The sequence below is a fragment of the Kitasatospora sp. NPDC034023 genome (assembly GCF_055575795.1).
Genome location: NZ_JBVIRY010000067.1, coordinates 1 through 25395, shown reverse-complemented (window position 1 = coordinate 25395; position 25395 = coordinate 1). Strand labels below are relative to the sequence as shown.

General features: G+C 70.6%; 26 protein-coding genes, 1 tRNA gene and 1 pseudogene. 16 read left to right on the top strand and 12 right to left on the bottom strand.

Translation table 11 applies throughout. The features are described 5' to 3' along the window. Positions 1 to 434: 434 nt before the first annotated feature. Positions 435 to 1697, bottom strand: coding sequence for a tyrosine-type recombinase/integrase (locus ACZ52R_RS41655; protein ID WP_465755397.1), 1263 nt, complete (start codon positions 1695 to 1697; stop codon positions 435 to 437). A 706-nt stretch (positions 1698 to 2403) separates the two neighbouring features. Here ACZ52R_RS41655 and ACZ52R_RS41650 point away from each other — a divergent pair. The 3 genes from ACZ52R_RS41650 to ACZ52R_RS41640 all read left to right on the top strand — a co-directional run bounded on the left by ACZ52R_RS41650 (position 2404) and on the right by ACZ52R_RS41640 (position 5811). After that, positions 2404 to 4017, top strand: coding sequence for a peptide chain release factor 3 (locus ACZ52R_RS41650; protein WP_465623743.1), 1614 nt, complete (start codon positions 2404 to 2406; stop codon positions 4015 to 4017). Between the two features lie 130 nt (positions 4018 to 4147). Further along, positions 4148 to 4363: a hypothetical protein gene (locus ACZ52R_RS41645; RefSeq protein ID WP_465665482.1), complete on the top strand. Its 216-nt coding sequence runs from the start codon at positions 4148 to 4150 to the stop codon at positions 4361 to 4363. Between the two features lie 95 nt (positions 4364 to 4458). After that, positions 4459 to 5811 (top strand): IS4 family transposase, encoded by a 1353-nt coding sequence (locus ACZ52R_RS41640; protein ID WP_465755396.1) that lies wholly within the window; start codon positions 4459 to 4461, stop codon positions 5809 to 5811. 244 nt (positions 5812 to 6055) lie between these two features. Here the strand turns inward: ACZ52R_RS41640 and ACZ52R_RS41635 are convergent. Together ACZ52R_RS41635 and ACZ52R_RS41630 are read right to left on the bottom strand one after the other, a co-directional pair. Beyond that, positions 6056 to 6129 (bottom strand) — tRNA-Met (locus ACZ52R_RS41635). A gap of 664 nt (positions 6130 to 6793) precedes the next feature. Further along, positions 6794 to 6934 carry a hypothetical protein gene (locus ACZ52R_RS41630; protein ID WP_465665486.1) on the bottom strand — a complete coding sequence of 47 codons (141 nt, stop codon included), beginning with the start codon at positions 6932 to 6934 and terminating at the stop codon, positions 6794 to 6796. Between the two features lie 534 nt (positions 6935 to 7468). On the opposite strand from ACZ52R_RS41630, the gene ACZ52R_RS41625 reads away from it, so the two are divergent. Together ACZ52R_RS41625 and ACZ52R_RS41620 are read left to right on the top strand one after the other, a co-directional pair. After that, the gene (locus ACZ52R_RS41625) at positions 7469 to 7633 is read left to right on the top strand and encodes a hypothetical protein (protein ID WP_396315295.1); all 165 of its coding nucleotides are present in this window, start codon (positions 7469 to 7471) and stop codon (positions 7631 to 7633) included. Between the two features lie 52 nt (positions 7634 to 7685). Then, positions 7686 to 8921, top strand: coding sequence for an SPFH domain-containing protein (locus ACZ52R_RS41620; protein ID WP_465665488.1), 1236 nt, complete (start codon positions 7686 to 7688; stop codon positions 8919 to 8921). A 731-nt stretch (positions 8922 to 9652) separates the two neighbouring features. Here ACZ52R_RS41620 and ACZ52R_RS41615 read toward each other — a convergent pair. Beyond that, a complete protein-coding gene (locus tag ACZ52R_RS41615; RefSeq protein ID WP_209415310.1) occupies positions 9653 to 9880 on the bottom strand; it encodes a hypothetical protein in 228 nt (75 codons plus the stop codon). Positions 9881 to 10660: 780 nt separating this feature from the next. Then, a complete protein-coding gene (locus ACZ52R_RS41610) occupies positions 10661 to 10942 on the bottom strand; it encodes a carboxymuconolactone decarboxylase (protein ID WP_465623827.1) in 282 nt (93 codons plus the stop codon). A gap of 79 nt (positions 10943 to 11021) precedes the next feature. Between ACZ52R_RS41610 and ACZ52R_RS41605 the strand changes: the two genes are divergently transcribed. From ACZ52R_RS41605 to ACZ52R_RS41585, 5 genes are all read left to right on the top strand, one after another. After that, positions 11022 to 11342, top strand: coding sequence for an STAS domain-containing protein (locus ACZ52R_RS41605; RefSeq protein ID WP_465755395.1), 321 nt, complete (start codon positions 11022 to 11024; stop codon positions 11340 to 11342). Positions 11343 to 11394: 52 nt separating this feature from the next. Then, positions 11395 to 11799 carry a DUF2267 domain-containing protein gene (locus tag ACZ52R_RS41600; RefSeq protein WP_465623735.1) on the top strand — a complete coding sequence of 135 codons (405 nt, stop codon included), beginning with the start codon at positions 11395 to 11397 and terminating at the stop codon, positions 11797 to 11799. Between the two features lie 57 nt (positions 11800 to 11856). Then, on the top strand, positions 11857 to 12252 hold the full coding sequence (locus ACZ52R_RS41595) for a DUF2267 domain-containing protein (RefSeq protein WP_465623733.1): 396 nt from the start codon (positions 11857 to 11859) through the stop codon (positions 12250 to 12252). A 254-nt stretch (positions 12253 to 12506) separates the two neighbouring features. Continuing rightward, the gene (locus ACZ52R_RS41590; protein ID WP_465623826.1) at positions 12507 to 12863 is read left to right on the top strand and encodes a PRC-barrel domain-containing protein; all 357 of its coding nucleotides are present in this window, start codon (positions 12507 to 12509) and stop codon (positions 12861 to 12863) included. A 29-nt stretch (positions 12864 to 12892) separates the two neighbouring features. After that, positions 12893 to 13063, top strand: coding sequence for a hypothetical protein (locus ACZ52R_RS41585; RefSeq protein ID WP_179852712.1), 171 nt, complete (start codon positions 12893 to 12895; stop codon positions 13061 to 13063). A gap of 279 nt (positions 13064 to 13342) precedes the next feature. Here ACZ52R_RS41585 and ACZ52R_RS41580 read toward each other — a convergent pair whose 3' ends face one another. Both ACZ52R_RS41580 and ACZ52R_RS41575 read right to left on the bottom strand, forming a co-directional pair. Then, a complete protein-coding gene (locus ACZ52R_RS41580; RefSeq protein WP_465755394.1) occupies positions 13343 to 14365 on the bottom strand; it encodes a YihY/virulence factor BrkB family protein in 1023 nt (340 codons plus the stop codon). 46 nt (positions 14366 to 14411) lie between these two features. Further along, complete coding sequence (locus tag ACZ52R_RS41575) at positions 14412 to 14573, bottom strand: YqaE/Pmp3 family membrane protein (protein WP_179852711.1); 162 nt, start codon at positions 14571 to 14573, stop codon at positions 14412 to 14414. 240 nt (positions 14574 to 14813) lie between these two features. Here ACZ52R_RS41575 and ACZ52R_RS41570 point away from each other — a divergent pair, with 240 nt between their 5' ends. The 4 genes from ACZ52R_RS41570 to ACZ52R_RS41555 all read left to right on the top strand — a co-directional run bounded on the left by ACZ52R_RS41570 (position 14814) and on the right by ACZ52R_RS41555 (position 16508). Then, complete coding sequence (locus ACZ52R_RS41570) at positions 14814 to 14969, top strand: hypothetical protein (protein ID WP_465623728.1); 156 nt, start codon at positions 14814 to 14816, stop codon at positions 14967 to 14969. Positions 14970 to 14993: 24 nt separating this feature from the next. After that, positions 14994 to 15314, top strand: coding sequence for a hypothetical protein (locus ACZ52R_RS41565; protein WP_465755393.1), 321 nt, complete (start codon positions 14994 to 14996; stop codon positions 15312 to 15314). Between the two features lie 76 nt (positions 15315 to 15390). Then, complete coding sequence (locus ACZ52R_RS41560) at positions 15391 to 15564, top strand: CsbD family protein (protein WP_465755392.1); 174 nt, start codon at positions 15391 to 15393, stop codon at positions 15562 to 15564. 110 nt (positions 15565 to 15674) lie between these two features. Then, on the top strand, positions 15675 to 16508 hold the full coding sequence (locus ACZ52R_RS41555) for a YhjD/YihY/BrkB family envelope integrity protein (protein WP_097235667.1): 834 nt from the start codon (positions 15675 to 15677) through the stop codon (positions 16506 to 16508). 328 nt (positions 16509 to 16836) lie between these two features. Here the strand turns inward: ACZ52R_RS41555 and ACZ52R_RS41550 are convergent, their stop codons facing one another. From ACZ52R_RS41550 to ACZ52R_RS41540, 3 genes are all read right to left on the bottom strand, one after another. Then, entirely contained in the window at positions 16837 to 17157 is a 321-nt protein-coding gene (locus tag ACZ52R_RS41550; RefSeq protein ID WP_465755391.1) for a hypothetical protein, read from the bottom strand. A 614-nt stretch (positions 17158 to 17771) separates the two neighbouring features. After that, positions 17772 to 19028 (bottom strand): sensor histidine kinase, encoded by a 1257-nt coding sequence (locus tag ACZ52R_RS41545; RefSeq protein WP_465623726.1) that lies wholly within the window; start codon positions 19026 to 19028, stop codon positions 17772 to 17774. Further along, positions 19025 to 19711, bottom strand: a complete 687-nt coding sequence (locus ACZ52R_RS41540; RefSeq protein ID WP_396254328.1) for a response regulator transcription factor — start codon at positions 19709 to 19711, stop codon at positions 19025 to 19027. Before ACZ52R_RS41540 ends, ACZ52R_RS41545 begins: the two co-directional genes overlap by 4 nt. Positions 19712 to 20036: 325 nt before the next feature. On the opposite strand from ACZ52R_RS41540, the gene ACZ52R_RS41535 reads away from it, so the two are divergent. Together ACZ52R_RS41535 and ACZ52R_RS41530 are read left to right on the top strand one after the other, a co-directional pair. Further along, positions 20037 to 21668 carry an alpha/beta hydrolase gene (locus ACZ52R_RS41535; RefSeq protein ID WP_465755390.1) on the top strand — a complete coding sequence of 544 codons (1632 nt, stop codon included), beginning with the start codon at positions 20037 to 20039 and terminating at the stop codon, positions 21666 to 21668. A gap of 67 nt (positions 21669 to 21735) precedes the next feature. After that, positions 21736 to 23415: a serine/threonine-protein kinase gene (locus tag ACZ52R_RS41530; protein WP_465755389.1), complete on the top strand. Its 1680-nt coding sequence runs from the start codon at positions 21736 to 21738 to the stop codon at positions 23413 to 23415. Positions 23416 to 24229: 814 nt separating this feature from the next. Here ACZ52R_RS41530 and ACZ52R_RS41525 read toward each other — a convergent pair. Both ACZ52R_RS41525 and ACZ52R_RS41520 read right to left on the bottom strand, forming a co-directional pair. After that, the gene (locus tag ACZ52R_RS41525; protein ID WP_465665511.1) at positions 24230 to 24706 is read right to left on the bottom strand and encodes a DUF5994 family protein; all 477 of its coding nucleotides are present in this window, start codon (positions 24704 to 24706) and stop codon (positions 24230 to 24232) included. 430 nt (positions 24707 to 25136) lie between these two features. Then, positions 25137 to 25274 (bottom strand): annotated as a pseudogene (locus ACZ52R_RS41520) (serine/threonine-protein phosphatase); the annotation flags it as partial. Positions 25275 to 25395 lie beyond the last annotated feature (121 nt).

The following is a 25395-nucleotide window of genomic DNA, read 5'->3' as shown; positions in this document are numbered from 1 at the left end:
CTTCATGCAGCGACAACGTCGAGATCACCCGAATCGGGAACCCGCGAACACTCGTGCTGGTCCCAAGCCCCGTGTGGGGTTTGCGGATGGCTTCTAAAAGAGGTCCCTCCGGTAGGTCGCCTGGCAGGTCAGCGCCCGCTACGCTGGGGACAGGCGAGGGACCACACGCGGCGAACCGCCGTACGCGGACTGCTTTCCATCGCACGGACGCCGCGCTCCGTTCAGCGCCTGACGGGCAGAAAGGTGAATGGTCGCGCGACTGGGGGTCAAGGGGTCGCAGGTTCAAATCCTGTCGTCCCGACCGGCGTTTACGCAGGTCGTAGGCCGTTTTCACCGTGAGGTGGGAGCGGCCTTGACGTGTTTTCCGGGTCTTGTGAGTGCATTGTGAGGGCGGGATTTCGCCCGAGCTGACCACGTCAGGGGCGCGGTGTGTCTCAACTTGCTTTCCGTAGCGGGGTTCTGGTGACGACCCCTTGATTGCGGACTCTGATGGTGTGATCCCCGGGTGTGCGCGGGCCTGGGAGCTCGATGGGGCCGGCTGAGGTGAGCGCACGGTCGACGGCGTCGCGGGCGGCTTGGGTGGTGAGGTGGCCGTAGATGTTCGCGGTGGTGGACAGGGTGGCGTGCCGCAGGGTCTTGGAGACGACGGTGAGCGGGACGCCGGCGGTGATGGAGATGGTGGCGGCGAGGTGGCGCAGGTCGTGGATGGCGGTGCGGGGGACGTCGAATTGCCGGCAGAGGTCGTGGAAGTGGTTGAGGACGTAGGCGGGGTGGAGGGGGCGTCCGTCGGGGTGGTGGAACACGAAGCCGCCGTGGCCCGCGTGGGAGAGCGACGGGTCCTTGTCCTCGGCGCGGTGACGCAGCGCGATGGCGACCCAGTCCTTGCTGGAGCGGGTCTTCGGTGAGGTGAGGATCAGGCGGTTGTTGTCGATGGCGGAGAGCGTGTAGCGAATGTAGAGGACGCGCTCGGGCAGGTGGACGTCGTTCCAGTGCAGGGCGAGGGCTTCGCCTTTGCGGATGCCGGTGCCGATGAGGACCTCGATGAGGTCGGCGAGGGCCGGGTCGGCGGCGCGGCAGGAGTCCAGGAACCGGATGGCGTCCTGGACAGTCCAGATCTGCCGTTCGGCCGCCGCGGGCCTCGGGATCACGGTGGGGCGGGCCGGGTTGTAGGGGAGCCGGCGGTGGCGGACGGCGTCGCCGAGAGCGCTGGAGAGCGTGGCCAGGCAGCGGTGGACGGTGACCTTGCCGCGTCCGGCGGTGAGTTGCGTTTGGGTGAAGGCGGCGATGTGGGAGTGGCCGAGGTCGTCGAGCCTGATCGTGCCGAGGGCGGGGACGAGGTCGTTGGTGACGTAGTCGCGGTAGCGGATGTAGGTGGTGGGCTTGAGGGTGAGTTGCTTGTCCTTGAGCCAGGTCGTGAGGTAGTCGGCGAGGGTCTGGTTGGGGTCGGCGTTGAAGCCGGCGGCCTGGCCCTCGACCATCCGGCGCAGTCCTGCGCGGGCGGCTTCGGCGGTGGGGTAGCCGCTGCGGCGGATGTTGTTGCGCCGGTGGTCGGGGGAGGGGAGGTCGAGGGAGAAGGTCCAGGTGCGGTGATCGGGGTCGGTGGCGAGCTTGGGGCAGTGGGCTCCGAGCTGCTTGCCACCCTGGTCGCGGCAGCCGCACCGACGGTAGACGTGCCCGGCGTGGGCTGCGGAGCGCATGGTGATCACTTCCAGCGGGTCGTGTGAACAGCCATGCTCATGGTCTCCTGGCGGGCGTCAGCAGGCGGTGAACCCCTGCGCTCACTCCGTACCCACAAGCGGGCGGAATGGTGCCCTGACCTGCGGCAATCCCTTGTCGTGGCGACAAGGGGTCGTGGACTCGCTGGCGCTGCTCGGTGTCGCAGGACGTAGCGTCCCGATATGACCGCTGACCACGGGCTCGAGAGCAGCCGGATCATCGCGCCCTGCGGAGCCGGCTTCGCCCAGATTGCTCACCTGTCGTGGGCGAGGCCGACCAATCCGGGCGATGCCAGCCTGCGCATACCGATACGTGGGCTTGACCTGCGGCGACGACTCTCCGAGCCCCGCAGGTGGCCGGTTGCGAGAGCGAGGAGGTCGCCCGGCGCTTCATCCCGGGCACCGTCGCCAAACAGGGCTTCGATGAAGGCGAGTTGACGATCCACTCCGAGCGGGTCGGCGCAACCTGTGGCTGAGGACCCTGGACCGGCTCGGCCTCGGCTTCGACTCCTGGCAGTTCGGCTGCTATCCCGGCTGGAGCCGGGGCGGCAGCCGGCAAACGGGAATTTCGGGGTCACGCCGTCCGGCAGCCTATTATCGCTTCTTGGGCCTGCGGACCTGATCCCCGGCTCACCAGGTACGGAGAGGCGTCACCCGGCCTGCTGCCGATGCGTACCCGAGGAAACCCGTGAGCACCGAACAGTCCGTCCCCGTCCCGCAGGTCCTTCATGAGGCCGGCCGCCGACGGACCTTCGCCGTGATCAGCCATCCGGACGCGGGCAAGTCCACGCTCACCGAGGCGCTGGCGCTGCACGCGCGGGCGATCACTTCTGCCGGTGCGGTGCACGCCAAGGGTGACCGACGCGGCGTGACCAGCGACTGGATGGAGTTGGAACGCGAGCGCGGTATCTCGGTGACCTCGGCCGCATTGCAGTTCGGCTATCGCGACCACGTGATGAACCTGGTCGACACCCCCGGCCACGCCGACTTCTCCGAGGATACCTACCGGGTGCTGGCCGCCGTCGACTGCGCGATCATGCTGGTCGACGCGGCCAAGGGCCTGGAGGAGCAGACCCGCAAGCTTTTCGCGGTCTGCCGCCATCGCGGCGTCCCCGTGATCACCTTCATCAACAAGTGGGACCGGCGCGGCCGGGATGCACTCACCCTGCTCGAGGACATCGAGACGCACCTCGGGATCACCCCCGTCCCGGTCGTCTGGCCGGTGGGCAACGCCGGCAACCTGCGCGGCCTGGTCGAAGCGGGGAACACCGAGCAGATGCTGCGCTACACCAAGGTGCCGGCCGGCACGCACGCCGCCCTCGAGGAGCAGCTCACCTCCGAGGAGGCTGCCGAGCAGGAGGGCGAAGCCTGGACGACCGCGCTGGAGGAACTGGAGCTGGTGCTCTCCTCCGGCCCCGGTTACGACCAGGAGGCCTTCGAGGCCGGCAAGATCAGCCCGGTCTTCTTCGGCGCCGCGCTGACCAACATCGGTGTGAAGCCCCTGCTGGACGCCGTGGTCGACCTCGCGCCGGCTCCCGGGCCCCGCCCGCTGGCCAAGGGCGGCAGCCGCGAGGTCGGCGAGGAGTTCTCCGGTCTGGTGTTCAAGATCCAGGCGAACATGGACCCGGCCCATCGCGACCGGATCGCCTTCGTCCGAGTCTGCTCCGGTGTCTTCGAGCGCGGCATGCACGTCACCCGCGCGGCCAGCGGCCGCTCCTTCGCAACCAAGTACGCACACACCGTCTTCGGGGCCGAGCGCACCGTGGTCGACACCGCGTACCCCGGCGATGTGGTCGGCCTGATCAACGCGAGCGCGCTGCGGGTCGGCGACACCCTCTTCACCGGCAAGAAGACCGAGTTTCCCCCGCTGCCCGCCTTCGCCCCCGAGTACTTCGCGGTGGCACGGCCCAAGGACATCAGCCGTTCCAAGCAGTTCCGCAAGGGGGTCGCCCAACTCGATGAGGAAGGCGTGATCCAGGTGCTGGTCTCCGACCGGCGTGGCGACCAGGCGCCGGTCATGGCTGCGGTCGGCCCGATGCAGTTCGACGTGATCCTGCACCGGATGGAGCACGAGTTCTCTTCCCCGATCGCCCTCGACCAGCTCTCCTACCGCTTGGCCCGGATCACCGACGCCGACGGCGCCGCAGCCCTGGCCAAAGCCCGTCTGACCAACGGCGAGGTGCTCACCCGCCGCTCGGATGACGTGCTGCTGGCCTTGTTCGCCGACAAGTGGCACCTGAACGCCTTCCAGCGCGCCCAACCCGACATCCTGCTCCAGCCGCTGATCGCCACGGCGGACTGATCGCCGACCTCTCGGAACGGCGGCGCCGCTCGGCACGGCGGACGGCGCATGGTACGGCCCCTGCCGGGGGTCTTCCGGCGCGCGCCGCCCCTGTGGGTGCCGACAAGTCTGTCCGTGCAGGTCATGCGGCATGTCGGTACTCGTGGAGGGTGCCGCCGAGACGGTCGCGTCCGCGGACGTCCAGCCGGGCGATCCGCCCGGTATCGGCGATCGGGACGGGCCGTGGTGTCAGCGGCGTGTCCTGGTGGAGTGCGTGATGTGGGCGGTGGGTGTTGTAGTGGTCCTCGAACTCCCGCAGTACGTGCAGGAGATGGCGCTGGTTCTAGATCCAACGCCGTGTAGATAGCGCCTCGGCGGCTTCGTCAAGTGGGCTGAAATGGGACGGAGCTCCCTGCTAGAACCGTGTCGACCAAGATCACTGTTCGGCCAGGAGCTCCGTGGGTGCTCAGTCTGTCCGCTCGCGAGGTTGTGGTTGCCGCAGGGGCGTTCGCGCCGGGCCATCTCGGCGAGTTGACCCGGATCGTGCCGTTCGAGATGGTCGACGAGGCGTTGACACAGACCGGCAGGACGCAGGCCCGGATCCGGGATCTGCCGTCGCGGGTGGTGGTGCATCTGCTGCTGGCCGGGTGCCTGTTCCCCGGGCTCGGCTGGCGGCAGGTGTGGCAACGGCTGACGGCCGGCCTGGACGGTCTGCCGGTCGCCGACCCGACCGGCGGCGCCTTGGCGCAGGCCCGCAGGCGCGTGGGGGCCGAGCCGCTGCGCTGGCTGTTCGACCTGCTGCGCGGCCCGGCCGCCGGAATCCGCACCACAGGAGCGTGGTGGCGGGGGCTGCTGGTCTGCGCGATCGACGGCACGACGATGGCGGTGCCCGACAGCCCGGCGAACCTGACCGAGTACACCAAACACCGCTGCAACAACGGCGGTTCGGGATATCCCGCACTGAGACTACTGGTCCTGGTGTCCTGCGGCACCCGCACCGTCCTGGACGCGGTGTTCGGACCGACCGCAGACGGGGAAACCACCTACGCGCCCCGCCTGCTCCGCAGCCTGCGCGAGGGCATGATCGTGCTGCTGGACCGCAACTTCGCCGCCCAGAGCCTGGTGAGCACCATCGCCACCACCGGCGCCCACGTCCTGGTCCGGGTGAAGAACGGCCGCCACCTGCCCGTCCTTCACCGCAACCGCGACGGCTCCTACCTGTCCAGACTCGGCACCGTCGCGGTTCGCGTCATCGACTGCGAGATCACCATCGCCACGGCCACCGGCCGCCACACCGGCCTCTACCGGATCCTGACCACCCTGACCGACCACCGGACCCATCCCGCCGCGGAACTGATCACGCTGTACCACCAGCGGTGGGAGATCGAGACCACCTACCTGGAGATCAAGTCCACCATCCTGGGCGGCCGCGTCCTGCGTGCCCGCACCCCCGCCGGGATCGCCCAGGAGGTCTACGCGCTGCTGGTCACCTACCAGGTCCTGCGCCTGGCCATGGCCGACTCCACCGGCACCCGTCCCGGCGTCGACCCCGACCGGGCCAGCTTCACCATCGCCCTGAACACCGCCCGCGACCTGGTCATCCAGGCCGCGGGCGTCATCGCGGACACCGTCATCGACCTCGTCGGCACCATCGGCCGACGAGTCCTGGCCGACCTCATGCCCGACCGGCGCATCCGCACCCGACCCCGCGTCGTCAAACGCGCGATCTCCAAGTACAACGCCAAAGGCACCGTCGACCGGACCAGCTACAAGGCCACCATCAGCATCGACATCCTGACCACACCAGACCCGTAACGGACGCTCGCAGCCGCTATCTACACGGCGTTGGTTCTAGATCAGCGTCCGGTCGAGGGGTTCGCGTCGGCAGGTGAGTGCCCGGCGTTCCATTAACGGGGCCATTACGGGCAAAACGCCAGGATGATCACGACCCGCTCACCGCTGACGAATCGAGGTCGACACCGCCATCGACTGCTGACCAAACCAACACGAAGGCCGGGCCCGACGCACACAGTGCGACGGGCCCGGCCTTGTTGCATAGTAGCGGGGACAGGATTTGAACCTGCGACCTCTGGGTTATGAGCCCAGCGAGCTACCGAGCTGCTCCACCCCGCGTCGGTGACACCGACTTTACGGCACAGCCCACACAGAACGAAATCTCATTTCCGCGGCCGTCGAGAAAATGCCTGCGGCAGGTGGCTGCGGCGGCCCAGGAATCCATCATGAGCATCACCTGCCGGATGGCTGGTCACCAGCGGACAGCCCGTACGCAATCGCCGCCTCGGAGACGAATTGGCTCCGGGCGACCGTCGCCCTGACCGTCCACCGCATGCACGGCGACGACACTCAGGTCGGGCGGTTCAGCTCCCGACAGGGGCTGCATGCTGCCAGCGCACCCCACTCCCGTGCACCCGGATTCTCTCCAGGCCCGGCCTGCGCTGTCGGGGCGGCCCGATACGTTTCACCCCATGACGCTGCTGCCCGCCTCGCTGGCGCGGGCGTCCTGGCGGCCCGCGCTGCCGGCACCGGCGTCCTGCGGCCGACCGTGCGGGTCGTTCTCGGCGGAGGGGTGGCCATGGCCATTACCGCCGCGGTCGGGCAGATCGCCAACGTCTCCGGCGTCTGACCGGAGCAGCGGAGGCCCACGCAGCTGCACACTGGTCGGCGCGGACGGCGTCGCACGTCAGCTAAATGTGCCCGGTCCTGCGGGCGCCAGCCCCGGCCCGACTGCCACCGGTCGACCACCACGACCGCGCAACCGCTCACGCCCTGGGGCCGCTCACCCCGGGCCGGCGCCGGACGAATGGCCGTGGCCGTCCTGCCAGGCGACCGCCCGTATCATCTGTTCCTCGTCGAGGCCGGTCATCACGACCACACGGTCGTACATCTCTTTCTCGTCCAGCGGGCCGAGCAGACGCACCGCCCGGGTGATCTGCCCCGCTCACAGCTCCTCGACTGGCCGCAGGCACACGCCAGCGGCGCGCCGGGGCCGCCGGCGTCAGCAGCAGGGCCTGGCGCGGTCGCAGGTTACGCATCGAACGACGGGAGCAGCGCTGTGTAGCGCTCGCCCGCCGCCTTGACGACAGTGTCGACGTCATCCGGGTGGCCCGGAAAGCCGCCGATCCGGGCGGTTGGTGGCCCAGCCTTCGAGCCGGGCCCGGTCGGCTCCGGGCCGGGACTCCCGGGCCGGAGATCCGAGCGGGTACCCGAGAAACGCCTCCCTGCTGCGGCCGGAGTACCGTGGGTGGGGTCGGGGCGGTCGCGCCGCGCGCGCTGCTCGCAGGCATTCCGCCGAAGGACTCGACCGGGGGCCCGGTGCCTCCAGGAGGGGTGCCGCCCGTGGCCGTTCGTGTTCCGGCCGCCCACTGCGCCGTCGTGTCTCACGGCACGAGGTGTCATGTACGTGGCCGATGACTCCCAGCAAAGCCCGGTCGGAGCCGTCGGGAGGGTTACGGTGCCGATCCCGACGGACGGGCCGGGCGAGGTGCTGGTCGGCTTGCGCGGCGGGTCGGAGGTGTTCGCGGCTTGGTCCGCCGGGCCGGTCGCGGTGAACACCCGGGTGGTCGTGATCGACACGATCTCCGCCCGGTCGGTGCTCGTCGAGCCGTTGCCGCCCTGAGTCCGGCGGCCCCGCGGCCCTCGTCGAGCTGTTGCAGGTCAGGTGGTTCGTCATGTTGTTCTGGCACGTGCCCGCGCCCAACGAGGCCATGCTCATCTCCGGTTCCAAGCGGCAGTCGCAGGACACCCAGTTCCGGATCGTCACGGGCCACGGGAGCTTCGTCGTTCCCGTCAAGCAGAAGGCCCGCATGCTGTCCCTGGCCCTGCAGGAGGCGGAGATCGCCGAGGACTGCGTCACCCAGCAGGGCATCCGGCTCACCGTCCGCGCGGTCTGTGTCTTCAAGGTCGGCGACGACGCCGTGTCGATCGCCAACGCGGCCCGGCGCTTCCTGTCCGAGCAGAACCAGATGCAGGAACTGGTCGGACGGATATTCGCGGGCCACCTGCGCTCCATCATCGGTGGGCTGACCGTGGAGCAGATCATCAGGGAACGCAGCCGGGTCGCCCAGGAAGTCATGGCGGGCAGTCACGGCGAGATGGAGAAGCTCGGCATCGTGGTGGACGCCCTGCAGATCCAGGAGATCGAGGACGCCACCGGCTACATCAACAACCTCGCCGCGCCGCACGCGGCGGCGGTGGCCAGTCAGGCCCGGATCGCCCAGGCCAAGGCCGACCAGGAGGCGAGCGAACGGGAGCAGCAGGCCGCCGCGCTCAAGGCCGAGTACGAGCGGGACACCGCGATCAAGCGGGCCGGCTTCCTCGCGGAGACCGAGCAGTCCAGGGCGCGCGCCGCCCAGGCCGGGCCGCTCGCCGAGGCACGGGCCACCCAGGAGGTCACCGAGGAACAGACCGCCCTCGCGCAGCGCAATGCGGCGCTCACGGCGCAGCGGCTGGAGGCGGAGGTGCGGCGCCCCGCCGACGCCGAGGCCTACCGGAAGCGGACGCTGGCCGAGGCGGACCGCGACCGGGTGAAGTTCGAGGCCGACGCCGGCGCCTACACCGAACGGACCCTGGCCCAGGCCCAGGCGGACGCCAACGCCGCCCGCGCGGCGTCACTGCGGGACGGCAACCAGGAGCTGATCGCGGCCAACCGGATCGTGGAGGCCCTCCCCGCACTCGCCGACGCGGCGGCCCGGGGCATGGCGGGCGCCGATCTGACCGTCCTGAACGGCACCGACGGGGTGAACCAGATCGCGGCCGGCATCGCCAGCCAGGGGCTGGCCATCCTACGGTCCCTCCAGCACTCCGCGGCGCCCATAGCGACTTCGACGGCTTCGACGACCGGCGCACCGGTCGCAGACCCGAACGTCAACGGCGGCCCCACGCCCCGCCTCCCCGACCGGAGCTGACCCGGACACTCCGCCGAGAGAGTCGTCGAGGACAGCTCGCAGTGAGCCGGCCAGGCTGGGCACGGTCAGCGCGGCCGCCCCGATGCCCGCCCCGATGATGGTCTGTTCGTCGACGCGGTGAGGAGGTCCACGATGAGGCGCCCGAGTATGCGTGTGGATATAGGCCGGGCGACGCCGGGCGTCCGGCTTCGCGCGGCGGGCAGAACGGGGGCGCCACCGAGCGGAAGCCGGCTGCGTCGTCCATGACGATGCCGGCCTGGTGGACCTGCGGGACGATCACCCCGGCCTGCGCGGGGGCGGACAAGAGGAGCGCGGCGCCGAGCTGCTGCTGCGCTCGGCCGCTCTGGCGTACTACGCCCACGACCTTGACCGGATAAGGCAGTTGGCCGAAGCGGCACTGCGGCAGGGCTTCGACCCGCGGGCCGCACTGCTGCTCGGCACCGCCCTGGGCGAGCTCGGCCGCGCCGACGAGGCGGTGGCCGTACTGGCCCCGGGCCACGCGCGGAGTTTATCGCCCTGCCCACCCCGCAGTCGGCCATCGGTGACGAGGTGTCACGTACTGTTCAAGTTTGTCGCCGGTGCGGCCCGGGACGGGATCGGGGGTGCCTGTTCGACCTGGTTGGGTGCGCGCTCCTGGACGGCGGACCGGCGCGATGATCCAGGGGCGCGCGGCGGTGTCTCCGCGCCATGCGCGGTGCGGCGCGCTCGGCCGAGAACGTGTGAGTCCTGGGTCAGAGTTTGAACATGGCGGCGTAGGGCTGGGTGATGCGTTCCCGCCGCGATCCGAAGTCGACGAGTACCGCGATGTCGCTGTCGCCTTCCACGCCGATGGCCCGGCCGAGGCCGTACTGGTCGTGAGTGACGCGGTCGCCGACGGCGAAGTGCTTGCGCGGTGCTTCGATCCGGGCCTTGAAGGGGCTGGTGGGCAGGACGCGGCGGACTGCTGCAGATTTCGTCATTCCCTGCAGTATGCGCCGGAATTGCGGGAGCGGGTCCTTCGGGCGCATTCCATTTCGGGGTTCGACAGGAATGCCGCGTGCGCTGTCCAGCGGGCCCCCGGATGGCGCAGGCGGGCGTGGCGCCTCAGGGCAGGCGCTCCGCGCGCCCGCGTCGGCCGCCCTCCCCTCCATGGCGTCGGCGGCGCCGGCAGGGCGGGAGGCATGCTCAACGAGGCTGCTCTCCATGTGTGTTGATGGTCCCGGTGCCTCGCGGCCCGTCCTGGACGCCCTCCGCGACGACCTCGACGGATTCCTGGAGCGCACCCCGCCCCTTGGTCTGAGGCGATCATCGACGCTGGCGCCGACGGCCCGCCAGAGCTCGCCGAGCGGGTGGTCGGGGTAGCCGATGGGGCACAGGCCGGAGTGGATGGGTCGGTCGGCCCAGGGTGCCGCAGCGGCTGAACGCGGCGGTCCTCACCCCGCCGGTGACCTGGCTCATGCAGGTGCCGCGGCTGGTGCAGTAGGCCTTCAGGCCCCGGCCGGGCGGCGCCGTCCTGGCTCACCGGGCTGCCGTCGAACCCCAGTGCCTGGCAGGCCGCGGCGGCCTCGGGGGCGAAGTACACGGCGGCCGCGATCGGCTCGACGGCGTTGCGCAGCTGGCGGGCCCGCTTCTGGAAGTCGTTGGCCGTTCGCCTGTCGGTACGGCCGGGCCTTGTGATCGTCGGCGCAGGTTATGCGCCGACCGCGCCGGGTGGTTGGTGACCGGTGACCGGCGCGGTCGATGGTGACGTGGCAGGGCGCCTACGCGATGCCCCGGGCTTCCTCTTCGGCCACGGCGATGGCGATGCCGAGAGCCGCGACGATGTTGCCGGCAGCGGACATCACGCGGGCGGTGCTCACGATGGGAGCGATCGCGACCAGGACGTCCTGCAGCTGACTTGCGGTGAGGTTGGCTCTGAGGGCGGGGTCGATGTGGGCGAGGTAGGACACCCGCGGTGCGTGCATGGCGGCGAGCGCGGCGATGCGCGTGAGGATGAGCATGTTCGGAGGCAGGTCGCATCGCTCGAGCGAGTCGACCGTCATGGCGGCCAGGGTGTCGAGCACGGGGGTTTCGGATCTCCCTCTCGGCGACCACCTCGCACCCCCGACCACGCCAGGCGTCGTGAAGACCGAACAGACAGCGACAGACGCCATGCGCGACCAGGGCCCCACCCGCGCCGTGGCGAGGGCGAGCGGCGACATCGATCTCGCCGCCGCCTCACCGCGCCGAGCCCTGGCCGACGCGCGGCACTCGCACCGCGAGGTCGTGCTCGACCTGTCGGAGGTGACGTTCATGGACTGCGCGGGCCTGGGCGTCCTCGTCGGGGCCGGCAACCAGGCCGACCGCAGCGGCGGGTGCCTGGTCCTTCGCGGGGCCGGTCGGTCCGTGGCCAGGCTGCTGAAACTCACCGGCCTCGACCGGCGCCTGACCGTCGAGCCCTGACCGGGCCACCGACGGCGTTCGCGCCCACCCACGGGACGGAGGGAGACACACGGTGACTCTTCGATGGGAGGCGTTCCCGGACCAGGTCCAGGAACGCGGCGAATACGACACACCCCAGGAGGCCGAGCGGGCGGCCCGCGTCGTCCTGGCCCTGCTCGGCGCCCACCTGGTCGGCGACGTACGCGCCGAACTGGCCGCGCGCCCGCCCGAGACCCTCGCTCTGATCTTGCTCAACCCCCTGCAGGCCGCCGAATCGCTCAGCCCCGAACGGTTCGTGCGCGCCACCGCGGCCTGGATAGAAGGCGCCACCGAGGTCACCGCCCTGTGGGACATCGGAGCCGTCCTCAGTACCGCAGCCGATGCCGCCGGCGACGACCTCATGAATCAGGTACTGCTCCAACTGCCGCCCGGCTGCGACCTCCTGTTCGGCCGCCCCGCCCCCGGCCAACGCCCCTGACCCGACCGCTTCGCGCCGCCGCGCTGCCCGCGGCGGCCCGCCCGGAAGGCCATCGCCATGACCCGGCACCGCCGCCTGATCCAGCAAGTCCGCACCCTCGGCCGCTACCCCAGCGACGAAGAAGCCGAACGCGTCCTGGACGCGGTCCTCGCCGTGCTCGGCTCCCAGCTCACCGGCGACGAACGCTGCGACCTCGCCGCAGCACTGCCAGGCCAGGCCCGCGCCACCTTCGCCTTCCAGATCCCGCTGCCCGAACCCGTCGCAGTTCCCTTCGTCGAAGCCGTCGCCCGCACCCTGAACACCAGCCTCACCGCAGCCCGGTGGGACGCCTCCTCCGTCCTGGCAGCCCTGGCGGACCTCGCAGGCGAACGGCTCACCGACCGCCTCCTCGCCCACCTGCCCCGCGGCTACGCGCTCCTGTTCGGCCGCGCCGACCTCACCACCGCCGCGTAGCGGCAGCGCAATGTCAGCTCGCCCAGGGGGCGACGCCGCCACACGCCGACGGCGGGGTTGTCCCGTCCGCTGCCGGCCTCCGCCTTCCCGCTACGCGGCACTGAGCGGCCTCGAACGGAAGGGGTGCTTTCGTTGGCCTCGGCGCTCAGACCGAGGCACGCTGAAACTTGCAAGGCCACACGACACGGGCCAGGTGAGCCTGCCGGTCCGGGTAGGCCCGCGCCCGGGGACCGGGCCGCGCGAAGGGAGCCATGATGATCCAGATAGGGGACATCCGCGAGTGGCGTACCCATGACGTCGTCGATGCCGACGGGAGCAAGATCGGGACGCTGGAGGCGATCTACGTGGACACCAGCACGGATGAGCCGGCCATGGCGACCGTCCAGATCGGCATGCCCACCCGGCACCGGCTGGTCTTCGTCCCCTTGAACGACGCGAGCGTCGGACCGGGCTATCTCAAGGTTGCCTACGACAAGGCGCTCGTGAGGGACTGCCCTGCCATCGGCATGGATGACATCCTGCCTGCCGAGGACGAGGACGCCGTCTTCCAGCACTACGGCCTGGCCTACCAGAAGGGTGCCGGCGGCGAGCGGCAGCTCGCCCGCCGCTGAGCGCCCATATGCGGCCGAGGAGGCTCGTCATGGTCCTGATCCTGGCTCTGGTTATCGTCGCGATCGTGCTGGGCATCATCGGCGCCGTCGCCCACGGATGGGTTTTCCTCCTCGTCATCGCGATCATTCTCTTCGTCGCCGACATGGCCTACGCCGGCATCCGCTGGTCCCGGCGCTCAGGCCGACACCCGACGCGCTGAACCACCACCTGCCCGGCCGCGGTGCGGCGAAAGACCGCAACCGCTGTCACCCACATGTGCGGGCATGCCGCGTGGATGCAGCCCCGGCTGCCGCCGCCACCGCGTCCCGGCCTTCCTCCGTCTCGTTGGACGAGAATGCGGATGCCGCAGTTGCCCGTCGCACCTCGGACGCCATCACCCGACCTCCTTCACCACCCCGATCGTGGCGGCCTCGGACCCGATCCAGCCCTTCCTCGCTCTCCTGCCCCGCCCTCTTCCGGCGGCGAGGAGGAGCGGGAGTCAGTGACGGGGTCTGTCGTGATCTTGTGGGGTGTCAGGCGGTGGTTTGCGAGTGTCGCGGGGTTCGGGGTGCGGCTCCTCCTCGGGTGGGTGGCCGGCTGCGAGGGCTCGTCCGCGTTCCAGCTCGAAGTTGAACTCGAGGCCCAGCAGGATCGCGAGGTTGGAGAACCAGAGCCAAAGGAGGAAGAGGATCACGGCTCCGATGCTGCCGTAGGTGCTGTTGAGGCTGCCGAAGTTGGCGACGTAGAGGGCGAACGCGCCGGATGCGATGATCCAGAGGGCTACGGCGACCAGGCTCCCGGGGAGGATCCAGCGCAGCTTGGGTCGTTTGGCGTTGGGGGCGGCCCAGTAGAGCAGGGTGACCATCGCAGTGACGATGATGACGAGGATCGGCCATTTGGCGATGCCCCAGACCTGTACGGCGTTTTCGCTGACTCCGAGGATCTTCCCTGTCTTGGTGGCCAGGGTGCCGGTGAAGACGACACCGGTAGCGGTGAGGGCGAGGAGCACGACGAGGACGATGGTCAGGGCGAGTCGTGTGGGCAGGGTCTTCCAGAGTGGGCGGCCTTCGTCGATGCCGTAGACGTGGTTGGCGGCGCGCATGAAGGCCGCGGTGTAGCCGGAGGCGGACCACAGGGCGAGGATGATTCCGATGGCCAGTGCGATGCCTGCCTTGCCCTGGGCGTTCTGGAGTTGCTGCACGACGGTGGTGAGGATCTGGCGGGCGGATCCGGGGCCGAGGTTGCGAATGTGGTCGAGCAGCGGCTTGGTGGCGGAGCTGCCGACCAGCCCCAGGATCGACACCAGGGCGAGCAGAGCGGGGAAGATCGCCAGCAGGCCGTAGTAGGTGAGCGCGGCTGCCGCGTCGCTGAGGCTGTCGGCCTTGAACTGCTTGGTGGTGCGTTTCAGGACGCCCCACCATGACCTCTTGGGCAGGTCGGTCGGACTCTCAGTCGGACCGGCGCCACCGGTGGCGGGCCTGCTCTCGTCAGCTGTCCGGTGTTCGTTCTCGTGTCGTGACATGGGTGCCAACCCGGCGTGTCGAGTGCCTGTGCTGGGGGACGGGGCCTCAGTCCTTGACCACCTGGTAGATCCCGTAGATCACTCCGGGCACGTGGCCGCACAACTGAAGGAGGAAGGCCCAGAGCACCTTGATACTCGGGCCGTCCTTGATCAGCACTGCCAGGAACGGCAGGACCAGGCACAACAGCACCAAAAGGACCTTGACCATGATCATTCCTCGTTCCGAGGCGCGATGGTCGGCGGCATGTTAGCCGCTTTTCATGGTCTCACCGTCGGCCGCCCGGCGGGGAGGCGCCGAGCCGGAACGGCGGGTACGTGTGGGTGGACAACCCAGGGTGTCCGCGCGCATGGGCCCTACCCCGGTCGATCCTGCCGTCCCTGTTCGCGCTGGTATCCCGGGCGGCGCGGTTCAACTGTGGGTCTGCAGCAAAAATTTCCGGAGCGCGCCATGATCATCATCATCGGGCTCATCATCCTGGTCGCCGCGGTAGTCGTCGGCGTGGCGGGCATTCTCACCAACACTGGCAGCGGACACGCGCTCACAGGCGGGTACGAGGTATTCGGCTACCACGTCACCGGCTCCACCGGCACGCTGTTCCTGTAGGGCATCATCGTCGGGGCCCTGGCCATGTTCGGACTGAGTCTGCTCCTGGCCGGTGCGCGCCGCACCTCTCGCCGGGGCCGCGCCGCACGCCACGGGCTCAAGGAGTCCCGCCGTGAGACCGCCGCCGACAGGGAGCGCGACGACCTGATCGGCCAACGCGACACCGCCCGCGCGGAGACCGCCGCCGGCAGGGAACGCGACGACCTGATCGGCCAACGCGACACCGCCCGCGCGGAGACCGCCGCACAACGGAACGACTCACCTCCAGACGACCCGCATCCCAGCCCCGGCGACGGTCATCGGAGCTGGACGCACCCGTTCGGGCACCGAGCCGCCTATCGGTAGATCGCCGCCACCACATGCGCAGACCACTGACGGGCCACCGCCCCGAAGTGCCCGCCACCCTCGAAGGGCAGCCCCGATGAGTATCGCCAAGAAGATCGCGCACCAGGCCGAAGCGGTCAAAGGCGGCGCCAAGAAGACCGTCGGCCGCGTCACCGGGAACCGACGCCTGCAGGCCGAAGGCCGCGGTGACCAGGTCAAGGGCACCACCAAGCAGGCCGGAGCGAAGATCAAGGACGCCTTCAAGCACTGATCACCGCGCCCCGCAGGCCCGCCGTGGCGCGCGGGGCACGTCGCTGCCCCGACTCCACTCTGGCCGCGCCATTTGCTCGGCGACGACATCGACCGTGGTAGTCAGCATCCATGCCGATGCAGTCTCCCGATGCCGAAGGCCGTCCGTCCCTGTTCGGGCGGCTGCGCCGGATAGTCCGCCGTTCGCCGGCCGGACGCGGATGGAGGCAGGGCAGCACTCTCGAACTGTGGCAGCGGTCGCTCGGCTTCGCGGCGCTCGGGTTCCTTACGCTCGTGCCGCTGCTGATCGTCATTTCAGCGGCCGATCCGGCGCACGGACAGGGCTTCGCACAATGGCTGGGCGAAGGACTCGGCGTGTCGGCGCCCTCCAGGAAGAAGGTCGAGCAGCTGATCGCCCTGCCCGGCCAGACACTGCGGACCACGACGGCGTTCAGCCTCGCCGCCCTCGCCGTCTTCGGCCTCTCTTTCGGGGCGGCGGTGCAGACCACCTACGAGAAGGTCTGGGGCCTACCACCGGCCCGCTGGTGGGCCAGGTGGCGGCACCTCGTGTGGCTCGCCGCCCTCATCGGGCTCCTCCTCCTGTCCGCCACCACAACCCTGTGGCGGCAGACCCCGGCCGGCGGCCTCGCCGCAGTGCTGAGCGCCACCCTGTTCCTCTGGTGGTCACAGCGGTTGCTGCTCGGCGGACGGGTCCGATGGAGCGCCCTGCTGCCCGGCGCCGTGGCCACGACCGTCGGGCTGCTCGGCCTGAGACTCTTCTCCCGGCTCGTCTTCTCGCCGCTGATCGCCACCAACACCCTCGCCTACGGACCGATCGGCACCGTCCTGGTCATCCAGTCCTGGCTCGTCGGCGTCGGCGCCGTCGTGTACGGCGGCGCACTGACCGGCCGACTGCTCCACGAAGAACTCCCGCGCGTGGCACGTGCGCTGAAACGGCGAAGGTGAGATCCGAAAATCCCACCTCGAACTTCACCTCGGTGAGGTAGGGCTTCTGCTGTTGCTACCTGAAACCATGTCACGGGTTGTCACACGCCCAGCCTCACTTGCTCGCGCGGCAAGGATCCCGCCGGCCACGGCTGGGTTCCAGGAACAGACATGCTGGCAGCTGTTCGGTTCACAAGATCAACCAGAGGCCTTCCCGCGAGGAAGTCCATCAGCAGGTGTGTCGAGACGACCTGAGCAGGCTCGTTCACCACCTGCTGGCACTCCGGGGGGTGGACATCAGGAGCGACGAAAGCATGCCGTTGAGGTTTGTCAGCAGCCCGCTACGAGGCTAGGCCTCAACCACGGAGTCGTCGTACTGGGCGGCGTCGAAGCGGAGGTCGGGCAGTTCATGCAGAGGTGGTTCGGACTTCGGGGCCGGTGGTCGGCGCCAGTCGTGCCAGAGCACGGTGTCGCCGTCCCGGATGATGGTGACGTGCAGCGCGCCGCAGCAGCCCTCGGTGCACCAGGCTTCGGCGAGTTGTACTTCCCTCGGCTCCTCGGTCGCCTGGAGCTGGCCTGTGCCGAGCAACTGTTCCGGGCTGTGTGCCACGCCGCGGTCGAAGGCTTCGGCGATCACCGGCATGCCGTCCACGAGGACGCAGGTCTCCACGCCGCCGCGGCTTACGGGATCCAGGACGCATACGTGCCGCGAGCCGGCCGTTCTCGCCGGAGGGCTGGCTTCCGCCGGTCAGTACCTCTGGAGGGCCGTCGCATAGGCGTTGGTGTCACGGTCGCCCAGGGCGTCCGCGAGGGCGAGCACGGCCTGGCCGGGCGTCGCGTGGGCGCGCAGGTCCCTGCACGAGCAGCGAGATCGCGATCGGCGGCATCAGCCTCCCAGCGGTGCTCCAGCTCGGGCTCCGGGTGCGCGGTAGCGCTCCGTGGAGATGGCATGTACGCTGCGTGTCGCTGGTTGGACAGTATGAGGGCCCGGTTGCTGCTCCGTGGGGGGAGTCGCGTCCAGGCCCGGCCGCCGGCCAGGGGTCCGGTTGTGCTCGTGGGGGAGTCTCAGCCGGACCCGCCAGCGGCGGTATCGACGGTATGCCCGGACGGACAGGGCTCCAGTCGTGACAACTGTCCAACAGGGCAGCGGTTCCAGTCGCGTTCGTCCATTGGCCGCCCCGTGCGGCAGGCTGCCGCTGCGGCCCGGCTTCTCGAGCGGCACCGCACACTCATGTCGATGGGGCGGCGCACCGATCGTGGGCGTGCGCATCGCCGGGGGTTGGCCTACTTCGTCCGGGGTGGGAGGCGGAGGGTGAAGCGGGCGCCGCCGCGCGGGTTGGTGCCGACGTCGAGGGTGCCGCTGTGGGCGTGGGCGACCCAGGAGGCGATGGACAGCCCGAGGCCGGTGGAGCCGGAGCCGCTGTGGAAGCGCTGGAAGAGGGAGTCGGCGAGAGCCGGGGGGATGCCGGGGCCGGCGTCGTCGATGGTCACCGTTCCGTCGGCGGCCACGGTGACGTCGACTTCTGCGGGCAGGCCCGGGGCATGGCCGTGGAGGAGCGCGTTGCCGAGCAGGTTGGCCACCGCCCGCCGGAGCAGGTCGGGATCGGCGACCACGACGACCGGTTCGGTGTGGACGCTCACGTGGTGCTCGCCGGTTTCGATGTCGTCGACGACCACCTCGACGAGCTGGTCCAGGCGTAGCGGCTGGCTGGCCAGGGTGCCGACACCGGCCATCAGCCGGGCCCGGGTGAGCAGGCCGTCGATCAGGTCGCCCATCCGGGACGCCAGGCGCACGGTCCGTTCGAGCGCGGCGGTGCGGTGCTCGTCGTCGCGCAGCGCGGTCTCCGCGAGGCCGCGTAGCGATGCGGTGGGTGTGCGCAGGTCGTGGGCGGCGTCGGCGAGGAACTCCTCCTGTTGTTGCAGCGCTGTCAGCGCCGGCCGGATCGCCCGCCCGGAGAGCAGGTGCCCGGCCACGGCGGACAGGGCGACCAGGACCGCACAGCCGGCCACCAGGAGCAGAGCCAGTTTGCGGTGCGCGGCCCGGTCGCCGGTGGTGTCGTCGGCTGCGACCACCGCGCCGGCCGTCGACTGGCCGTTGGCTCCCGCGTAGGGCTCGGCGAGTAGCCGGATCCGGTGGCCGTTGTCGCTGCGTGCGTCGACCACGACGGCCGATCCCTCTCGCACTGCTTCCGCGGCCACCGCTTCCAGGTCCTCGGTGTGGGCTCGGACGCAGGGCTTGCGCGGGGTGTAGGCAACGGTGGGCTGGTCGGCCGTACCGGTCACCACGGTCACCGGCGGGCAGTCGGTCTCCATCCCGTCCTGCAGGGACTGCGCTTCGAGCCGGCCGTCGTCGTCGAAGCTCAGGAGCAGGATCGCCTGGCGGGTCTGCAGGGTGAGCGCGTCGTCGAGCCGGTCGCTCCAGGAGTTGTCGTCGGTGTGGATGGCGAACGCCGCCAGGCCGATCAGTCCGATCGCGCTGGTGAGAGAGAACAGTGCGGTGAGTCGCCGGCGCAGCCGCCGGATCCGGGCCGCTGCCGTCATCCTCGGCCGCCGTCGCCGCTGCCGGGCGGCGCCAGTCGGTAGCCCACCCCGCGGACCGTGTGGATCAGCGGCGGGTCGCCGAGCTTGCGGCGCAGCTGGGAGACCAGCACCTCGACGACGTTGGAGTTCGGCTCGGTCATCTCGTCCCAGCATTTCTCGATCAGGTCGGCGCGGGGTACGGCCTGGTCCGCCCGGGCCGCGAGCAACTCCAGTACGGCGAACTCCTTGCGGGTCAGCATCAACAGCACGCCGTCCCGGTGCACCTGGCGGCGGGCGGTGTCGATCTCCAGGTCGGCGATGTGCTGCACCGGGGGCCGGACGGTGGCCGCCCGTCGGCACAGGCTGTGCACCCGGGCCGCCAGCTCGGGCACCGCGAACGGTTTGACCAGGTAGTCGTCGCCGCCGACGGCGAACCCCTCGACCCGGTCGGCGACCGTGTCCCGGGCGGTGAGGAACAGCACCGGGACGGTCCGCCCGGCTCGGCGCAGCTCGCGCACGTACTCGACGGCGTCCCCGGAGGGCAGCATCCGGTCGAACACCGCGCAGTCGTATTCGGTGACGAACAACGCCTCGTCGGCGGCCGGCAGATCGGCCACCTCGTCGACGGCCAGCCCCTCGCTGCGCAGTGCTGCGGACACGGCAAACCGCAGGTCATCGTCGTCTTCGGCCACCAGTACTCGCACGGCGGTCAGGATAGCCCGATGTGCGGCCCGGGCCGCCCTCATCAAATCCTCAGCTTCGCCCGGCAATCATCTGTGAGGTCACAGCGGAGCGAACCGGCAGGAGCCGAGCAGCGCGGCCGTTCGCCCGGGAGATACGTGGGCGGACCGGCACGCGGCGCCGTGAGACACCCCCGGGCGCGATCCCCCACGCGCCCGGGGACCGCCAGCGGCCCGGCGGATGGAGCCCTCGGCCCAGCCGCCTCGGGCCGCCGAGGTGGTGCCGGTGCCGCTGACCACTGCGGGCGCCGTGCGCAACAACCCTGCCAAGTCCCTCTGGAGTACCCCCATGAAGCACCCGACGAGCAAGCGTGCCGGCCTGATCCTGGCCTTGGCCGCACTCGGCGTCACGGCACTTGCCGGATGCATCCCGGCGTCCGGGGACACGGCTGCGGAGGGCGCCGACACGGCGCCGACCGATTCCGCGCAGCAGAGCGCTTTGCAGACCTTCTACCGGCAGAAGCCGACCTGGACCACGTGCGGCGAGCTGCAGTGCGCCACGTTGACCGTCCCGGTGGACTACGCGCACCCGGAGACCGGCCAGACCTTCACCCTACCGCTGGCCAGGTCCGCCACGGCGGATCCTGCCCAGCGCATGGGCTCCCTGGTCTTCAACCCCGGCGGACCGGGCGAATCCGGGGTCGAGCAACTGAAGTCCGGCGGCCTCTCCTCCTTCAGCGAACGGGCGCGCGCCCGCTTCGACATCGTCAGCTTCGACCCGCGGGGCGTGGCCGGCAGCAAGCCGGCCATCGACTGCGGCTCCTCCGACTCCGCCGACCAGGACCAGCCCGAATCCGACTCCGCCTCGACGAGTGCGTATCCGAAGACCGCCGCCGAACGCAGCGCCGCGCTCGCGGACGCCGAGAAGCAGGTTGCCTCCTGCAAGGCCCGCAGCGGAGCCATCCTGCCGCACGTCGGGACGCTGGACGCGGCCCGCGACATGGACGTGCTGCGCGCGGCTCTCGGCGACGAGAAGCTCAGCTACCTCGGCTGGTCCTACGGCACCTACCTCGGCACCGTCTACGGCGAACTGTTCCCGCACCGGGTCCGCGCGCTCGTCCTCGACGGCGCCGTCGACCCCTCGCTCGACTGGTCCGAGGTCGCCCTCCAGCAGAGCAAAGCCTTCCGGAAGTCGGTGGACGACTACGCTCGGCAGTGCGCCACCGTGGTCCACGACGCCTGCCCCGCCACCACCCCGGACGGAATCCACAAGGTGATCACCGACCTGCACCGGCGGACGGCCAAGCACCCGCTGCGTATCAAGGGCACCACCGAGCGGCTCGACCAGAACATGCTGCTCGCCGCCCTCACCAAGTCGATGTACTCACCCGAGTCCCAGTGGCAGGACCTGTCCGAGGCGCTGCGCGCCGCGCGGGGCGGCGACGGGACGAAACTCGCCGAGATCGCCAGCCCCGGTATATCCGGCAAATCCGCCACGCACGTCCGGTCCGCCCAGGGTGACAGCTCCGACACCGGATCCGACCCGAACACCGCCCCGGAGCAGGCCCCCGACAACTCCTCCGTCGCCATCACCGCTGTCAACTGCCTCGACCAGCCACACCCGAGGGACCCGCAGTCCTACTGGGACCTGCTGGAGCGCGCCAACCAGGAGGCCGGAGTCTTCGGCACCTCCGCCGTGCTCGCCGAACTCACCTGCAAGGACTGGCCCGCCGGACACCAGCAGCCGCACCGCGTGAACGCCAAGGGCCTGCCCCCGGCCCTGGTCGTCGGCACCACCGGCGACCCGGCCACGCCCTACCAGTGGTCGCAGGGCCTCGCCGCCCAACTGCCCGGCGGTATGCTGCTCACCTTCAAGGGGACCGGCCACACCGCCTACGGCCGCAGCAACGCCTGCGTCAACGACGCCGTGGACGCCTACCTCATCGACCTCAAGCCGGTCCCGAGCGGCACGGCCTGCTGAACGGCCGGCACTCCCGTCGCGCCACCCTCGCCCCCGCTCACGGCTCGCACCACTGGAGACCTTCCACATGCCCATCGACATGTCCCTGGACTCCTTGCCCGCGTCAACGCTTTACCAGCCCCTGCAGCCCGACGATCCGGCCGAAGTAGGCGGCTACCGGTTGCACGCCCGGCTCGGGGCAGGCGGCATGGGGCGGGTCTACCTGTCCTACACCCCCGGTGGCCGGCCCGTGGCCCTCAAGACGGTCCGGCCGGAGTTCGCGCAGGACACGGAGTTCCGGGGGCGCTTCGCACAGGAGGTCACCAACGCCCGGCGGATCCATGGGCTGTACACCGCCCAGGTGATCGACTCCGGCGCGGACGACGACGTGCCGTGGCTGGCCACCGCGTACGTTCCGGGCCCGTCGCTGCAACAGGTGGTCCGGGAACACGGCGCGCTACCGGTGCGCACGGTCCTGCTGCTGATGGGCGGGATCGCGGAGGCGCTGCAGGCGATCCACGGCGCCGGAGTCGTGCACCGGGATCTCAAGCCCGCCAACGTGCTGCTCGCGGCCGACGGTCCGCGCGTGATCGACTTCGGCATCGCCCGCGCGGCCGACGCCGTCGCGCTGACCGGCACCGGTTTCCGGATCGGTTCGCCCGCCTTCATGGCGCCCGAGCAGGCCCTGGGCAGGCCGGTCACGCCCGCGACGGACGTCTTCGCGCTGGGTTCTCTGGCGGCGTACACCGCCGGCGGCACCCAGCCGTTCGGCGAGGGACCGGAGACCACGGTGCTGTACCGGGTGGTGAACGAGCAGCCGGATCTCGGCCGTGTCCCGGGCGACCTGCACGCGCTGCTGCTGCGCTGCCTGGCCAAGCAGCCCGAGGACCGGCCGACCCCCGCAGAGATCATCGAGGCCGCCCGCAACCACCCCGCTGCGGGCGGCGGGCTGCGCTTCGCCGACGACTGGCTGCCCACTCAGGTCAGCACCGACATCACCCGCCGCTCCGACCTGCCGCAGGACTTGGCCGCCGCGTTCTCCCCCGACGTCGTCGCCGCCCAGGCCCCGCCCGGCTCCTACGGCGCTGCGCAGCCCCTGCCTGAGGTGCCGACCGCTCTGCTTCCGCCCCCACTGCCGACCGTCGCCGCTCCCGCGATACCCGCGGTGGGCAAGCCCTGCCGCAAGGGCGCGACCTGGAAGACGGTACTGCTGCTGTCGGCGTTGGTGGTGGCTCTCGGTGGCACGGTCGGCGGCGTGCTCCTGTCCCACGAGCTCGACCGGATCCTCGCAGCCACGGGATTGGCCGGCGACAGCCCGACGGCCGGTGACACCGGCCCGGACACGCCGGCACCGGCGGCTGACGGCCCGAGGCCGACCGACCCGGCGAGCCCGGCCACGTACACCGCGGCGTACACCGATGCAATCCTGACCGCACCCGACGACTCCTACGACTTCGACATCGAGACCGGCAAGTTGATCCCCGCGCAGTCCACCGAGTGGTCCGTAGGGCACAACGCCAACGAGTTCCTGATCCCGACGGGAAGCGACGCCGCCATCACCCCCAGCGGGCGGCCAACCCCGGCCGATTGCTCGACGGCCATCGACCGGCAGCCGGCGACGGCCCTCGACTTCAGTGACCTGCCGGCCGGCCGAGCCTTCTGCGTGCGATCGAGAAGCACTCACGCCATCGCGATCGTGCGGGTCATCTCCGTGACCGGCAACGGCCCGGTGAAGGTCTCGATGGACCACTACCGCAGCGACAGCTGACCTCCGCTCCCATCCGGCGGCCGTCGCTGGAGCATGAGCGCCGCGAACGCGGCGGGCGTGTGCGGTGAGGAGGCTCCCGTCCTGAGACGGCTCCGGTCATCGGTTGCTCGGCGCCGAGGAGCCGGGCTTCATCCGGGCACGCGGCGGCGTATTCCGGGGTGATGTCCGCGCACCTATCCGCCGGATCAGGGGTGCCGCCGGGTGCGGGAGCCGACGGCGGGAAGTCAGGGTCGGGGCCGGCGGTGAACCACTTGGTGTCGTCCGCTGCCGGCCGTTGTCATCCGCCTGCCGCGGGGCTCCGGTCGGCACACCCGCGGTTGTCAGGAGGACGCCATCGACGTTCACGGCCCATCACAGGCGGGATACTCCCGCGAGAGCGTCATCGAACTCGCCGCCCAGAACGGCGCCGGCCGGGGCCGCCACGGAGTTCCCGAATCGACGCTGCGGTCCTGTCCGCGTCGCGACACCGCAGGGCGGTGGCGACGCGCGGGGAGGGGGACGAAAACCAGGCCGAAACCGAGTGGTCCCGCGACTGGCTCTCCCACCTGCGGCCAGGCGGACGGGGCACAGCTCGTCGCAACACCGTTGCCTGCACCGGATGTCCCTGTCCGTCCGTGCGGGACGGATCCCGTCATCGACTGCGAGGCCGCCGAGATGTGAGGCTTCATGGGGCCCGCGCGGCGGCACATGTCCGGGCGGTGTCCGTGTACCTGCCCGCCGGATCCGGGGCGCCGCCGGGGGCGGGCGCCGGCAGCGGGAAGTCAGGGCCGAGGTCGGCGGCGAACGGCCTGGTGTCGTCCGCTGCCGACCGTTGTCATCCGTCTGCCCGCGGGTCTGCGGTCGGCGCGCCCGCGGCTGTCAGGAGGTCGGTGCCGGTACGTGTGTTGGCCGGGTCGGACGCCGCTGTCATCAGCCACTCGGCGGCGGAGGCCTCGGCCTCCGGGGGAATCACCAGGAGCTCCAGGCGTAGAGGGGTGAAGGAGCACACGATCACCTCGTCCGCGTCCTGCTCCTGTTCGAACCACCCGACGTGGATGACATGGCCTGCGACCGGGACGCGCCGGGGGATGGCCGGCCAGTGCATCGGATTCACGGTGACACGGGTGACCTTCCCCCACGTGGGGTCCAGTGCCGTCGCCAGCGGGGGCAGTTCGCGCAGGAGGTCGTGCGAGCGCGGCCACCAGGCCCCGTCCAGCCGGCCGCGCGTGGCGCCCTCGGGCGTCAGTGAGAGGCGGACCGCCGGCTCCGGTCCCGGTGGCTGGGCGGCGGCGGGATCGGAGGTCGCGGTCATGTCGAAACACCTGCCCTGGGCTCGTTCGTGGACGGCCTCGTGCTGCCGCCGGGGCACCGCAGTAGCTCGCAGGCCGTGGACGGTGCGCTCTTCCACCGTACTCCGGCCACAGCCCCGGCATCCGGGGTGAGCAGGGGCGGTCGGAGGGTTGCCGTTGGTCGACCTGCGTCTTCGTGAAGGCCGGCTCGGAGGCCGGGGCAAGTCGCCGGAAACGTCCGAACAACGCATGTACGCATGGGCGCAGAGTGTGCGCACTGTGTTGCCGGGTAGGGCTGCGGCCGGTCACTGCCGAGGGGGCGCCCGCCGTTCTGGCGTGGCGAGGAGGCCGGCGTCGGCCCATCGCAGGTGTAGTCCAGGGTGTCACCGGCGACGTTGTAGGCGGGGTCCAGGATTCCGGCGGCTGCGACCTGCGGGGTGTTCATCGCCGGCGGGGCGTCAGCATGACTTGGCCGTAGTCCTGGAGGAGGATCGAGACGTCCCGGCCACCGATCGCGTGCACTTCTTCGGCCACCGTCGGAGCGATGAGCTGGGACGGCATCTCGTGAGCCCGGTCCAGCAGATGACCCAGGAGCCGCTCACCGAAACCCGTTTCGACCCTGGGAGCCGCCGATTAATTACTTGGCGTTCTTGGTGTGGGTTCGCCCGACGAGGTCGGCGAGGTCTGCCGCGGTGGGTGCGGTGATCGGTGC

Bases quoted from the DNA above. Each gene is read 5' to 3' on its own strand.
- ACZ52R_RS41570 (WP_465623728.1), top strand. From the start codon at position 14,814: ATGATCATCATCATCGGGCTCATCATCCTGGTCGCCGCGGTAGTCGTC.
- ACZ52R_RS41585 (WP_179852712.1), top strand. From the start codon at position 12,893: ATGGTCCTGATCCTGGCTCTGGTTATCGTCGCGATCGTGCTGGGCATC.
- ACZ52R_RS41530 (WP_465755389.1), top strand. From the start codon at position 21,736: ATGCCCATCGACATGTCCCTGGACTCCTTGCCCGCGTCAACGCTTTAC.
- ACZ52R_RS41595 (WP_465623733.1), top strand. From the start codon at position 11,857: ATGACCCGGCACCGCCGCCTGATCCAGCAAGTCCGCACCCTCGGCCGC.
- ACZ52R_RS41575 (WP_179852711.1), bottom strand. From the start codon at position 14,573: ATGGTCAAGGTCCTTTTGGTGCTGTTGTGCCTGGTCCTGCCGTTCCTG.
- ACZ52R_RS41580 (WP_465755394.1), bottom strand. From the start codon at position 14,365: ATGTCACGACACGAGAACGAACACCGGACAGCTGACGAGAGCAGGCCC.
- ACZ52R_RS41525 (WP_465665511.1), bottom strand. From the start codon at position 24,706: ATGACCGCGACCTCCGATCCCGCCGCCGCCCAGCCACCGGGACCGGAG.
- ACZ52R_RS41615 (WP_209415310.1), bottom strand. From the start codon at position 9,880: ATGACGAAATCTGCAGCAGTCCGCCGCGTCCTGCCCACCAGCCCCTTC.
- ACZ52R_RS41535 (WP_465755390.1), top strand. From the start codon at position 20,037: ATGAAGCACCCGACGAGCAAGCGTGCCGGCCTGATCCTGGCCTTGGCC.
- ACZ52R_RS41610 (WP_465623827.1), bottom strand. From the start codon at position 10,942: ATGACGGTCGACTCGCTCGAGCGATGCGACCTGCCTCCGAACATGCTC.
- ACZ52R_RS41655 (WP_465755397.1), bottom strand. From the start codon at position 1,697: ATGCGCTCCGCAGCCCACGCCGGGCACGTCTACCGTCGGTGCGGCTGC.
- ACZ52R_RS41565 (WP_465755393.1), top strand. From the start codon at position 14,994: ATGTTCGGACTGAGTCTGCTCCTGGCCGGTGCGCGCCGCACCTCTCGC.
- ACZ52R_RS41620 (WP_465665488.1), top strand. From the start codon at position 7,686: ATGTTGTTCTGGCACGTGCCCGCGCCCAACGAGGCCATGCTCATCTCC.
- ACZ52R_RS41645 (WP_465665482.1), top strand. From the start codon at position 4,148: ATGTCGGTACTCGTGGAGGGTGCCGCCGAGACGGTCGCGTCCGCGGAC.
- ACZ52R_RS41555 (WP_097235667.1), top strand. From the start codon at position 15,675: ATGCCGATGCAGTCTCCCGATGCCGAAGGCCGTCCGTCCCTGTTCGGG.
- ACZ52R_RS41545 (WP_465623726.1), bottom strand. From the start codon at position 19,028: ATGACGGCAGCGGCCCGGATCCGGCGGCTGCGCCGGCGACTCACCGCA.
- ACZ52R_RS41560 (WP_465755392.1), top strand. From the start codon at position 15,391: ATGAGTATCGCCAAGAAGATCGCGCACCAGGCCGAAGCGGTCAAAGGC.
- ACZ52R_RS41590 (WP_465623826.1), top strand. From the start codon at position 12,507: ATGATCCAGATAGGGGACATCCGCGAGTGGCGTACCCATGACGTCGTC.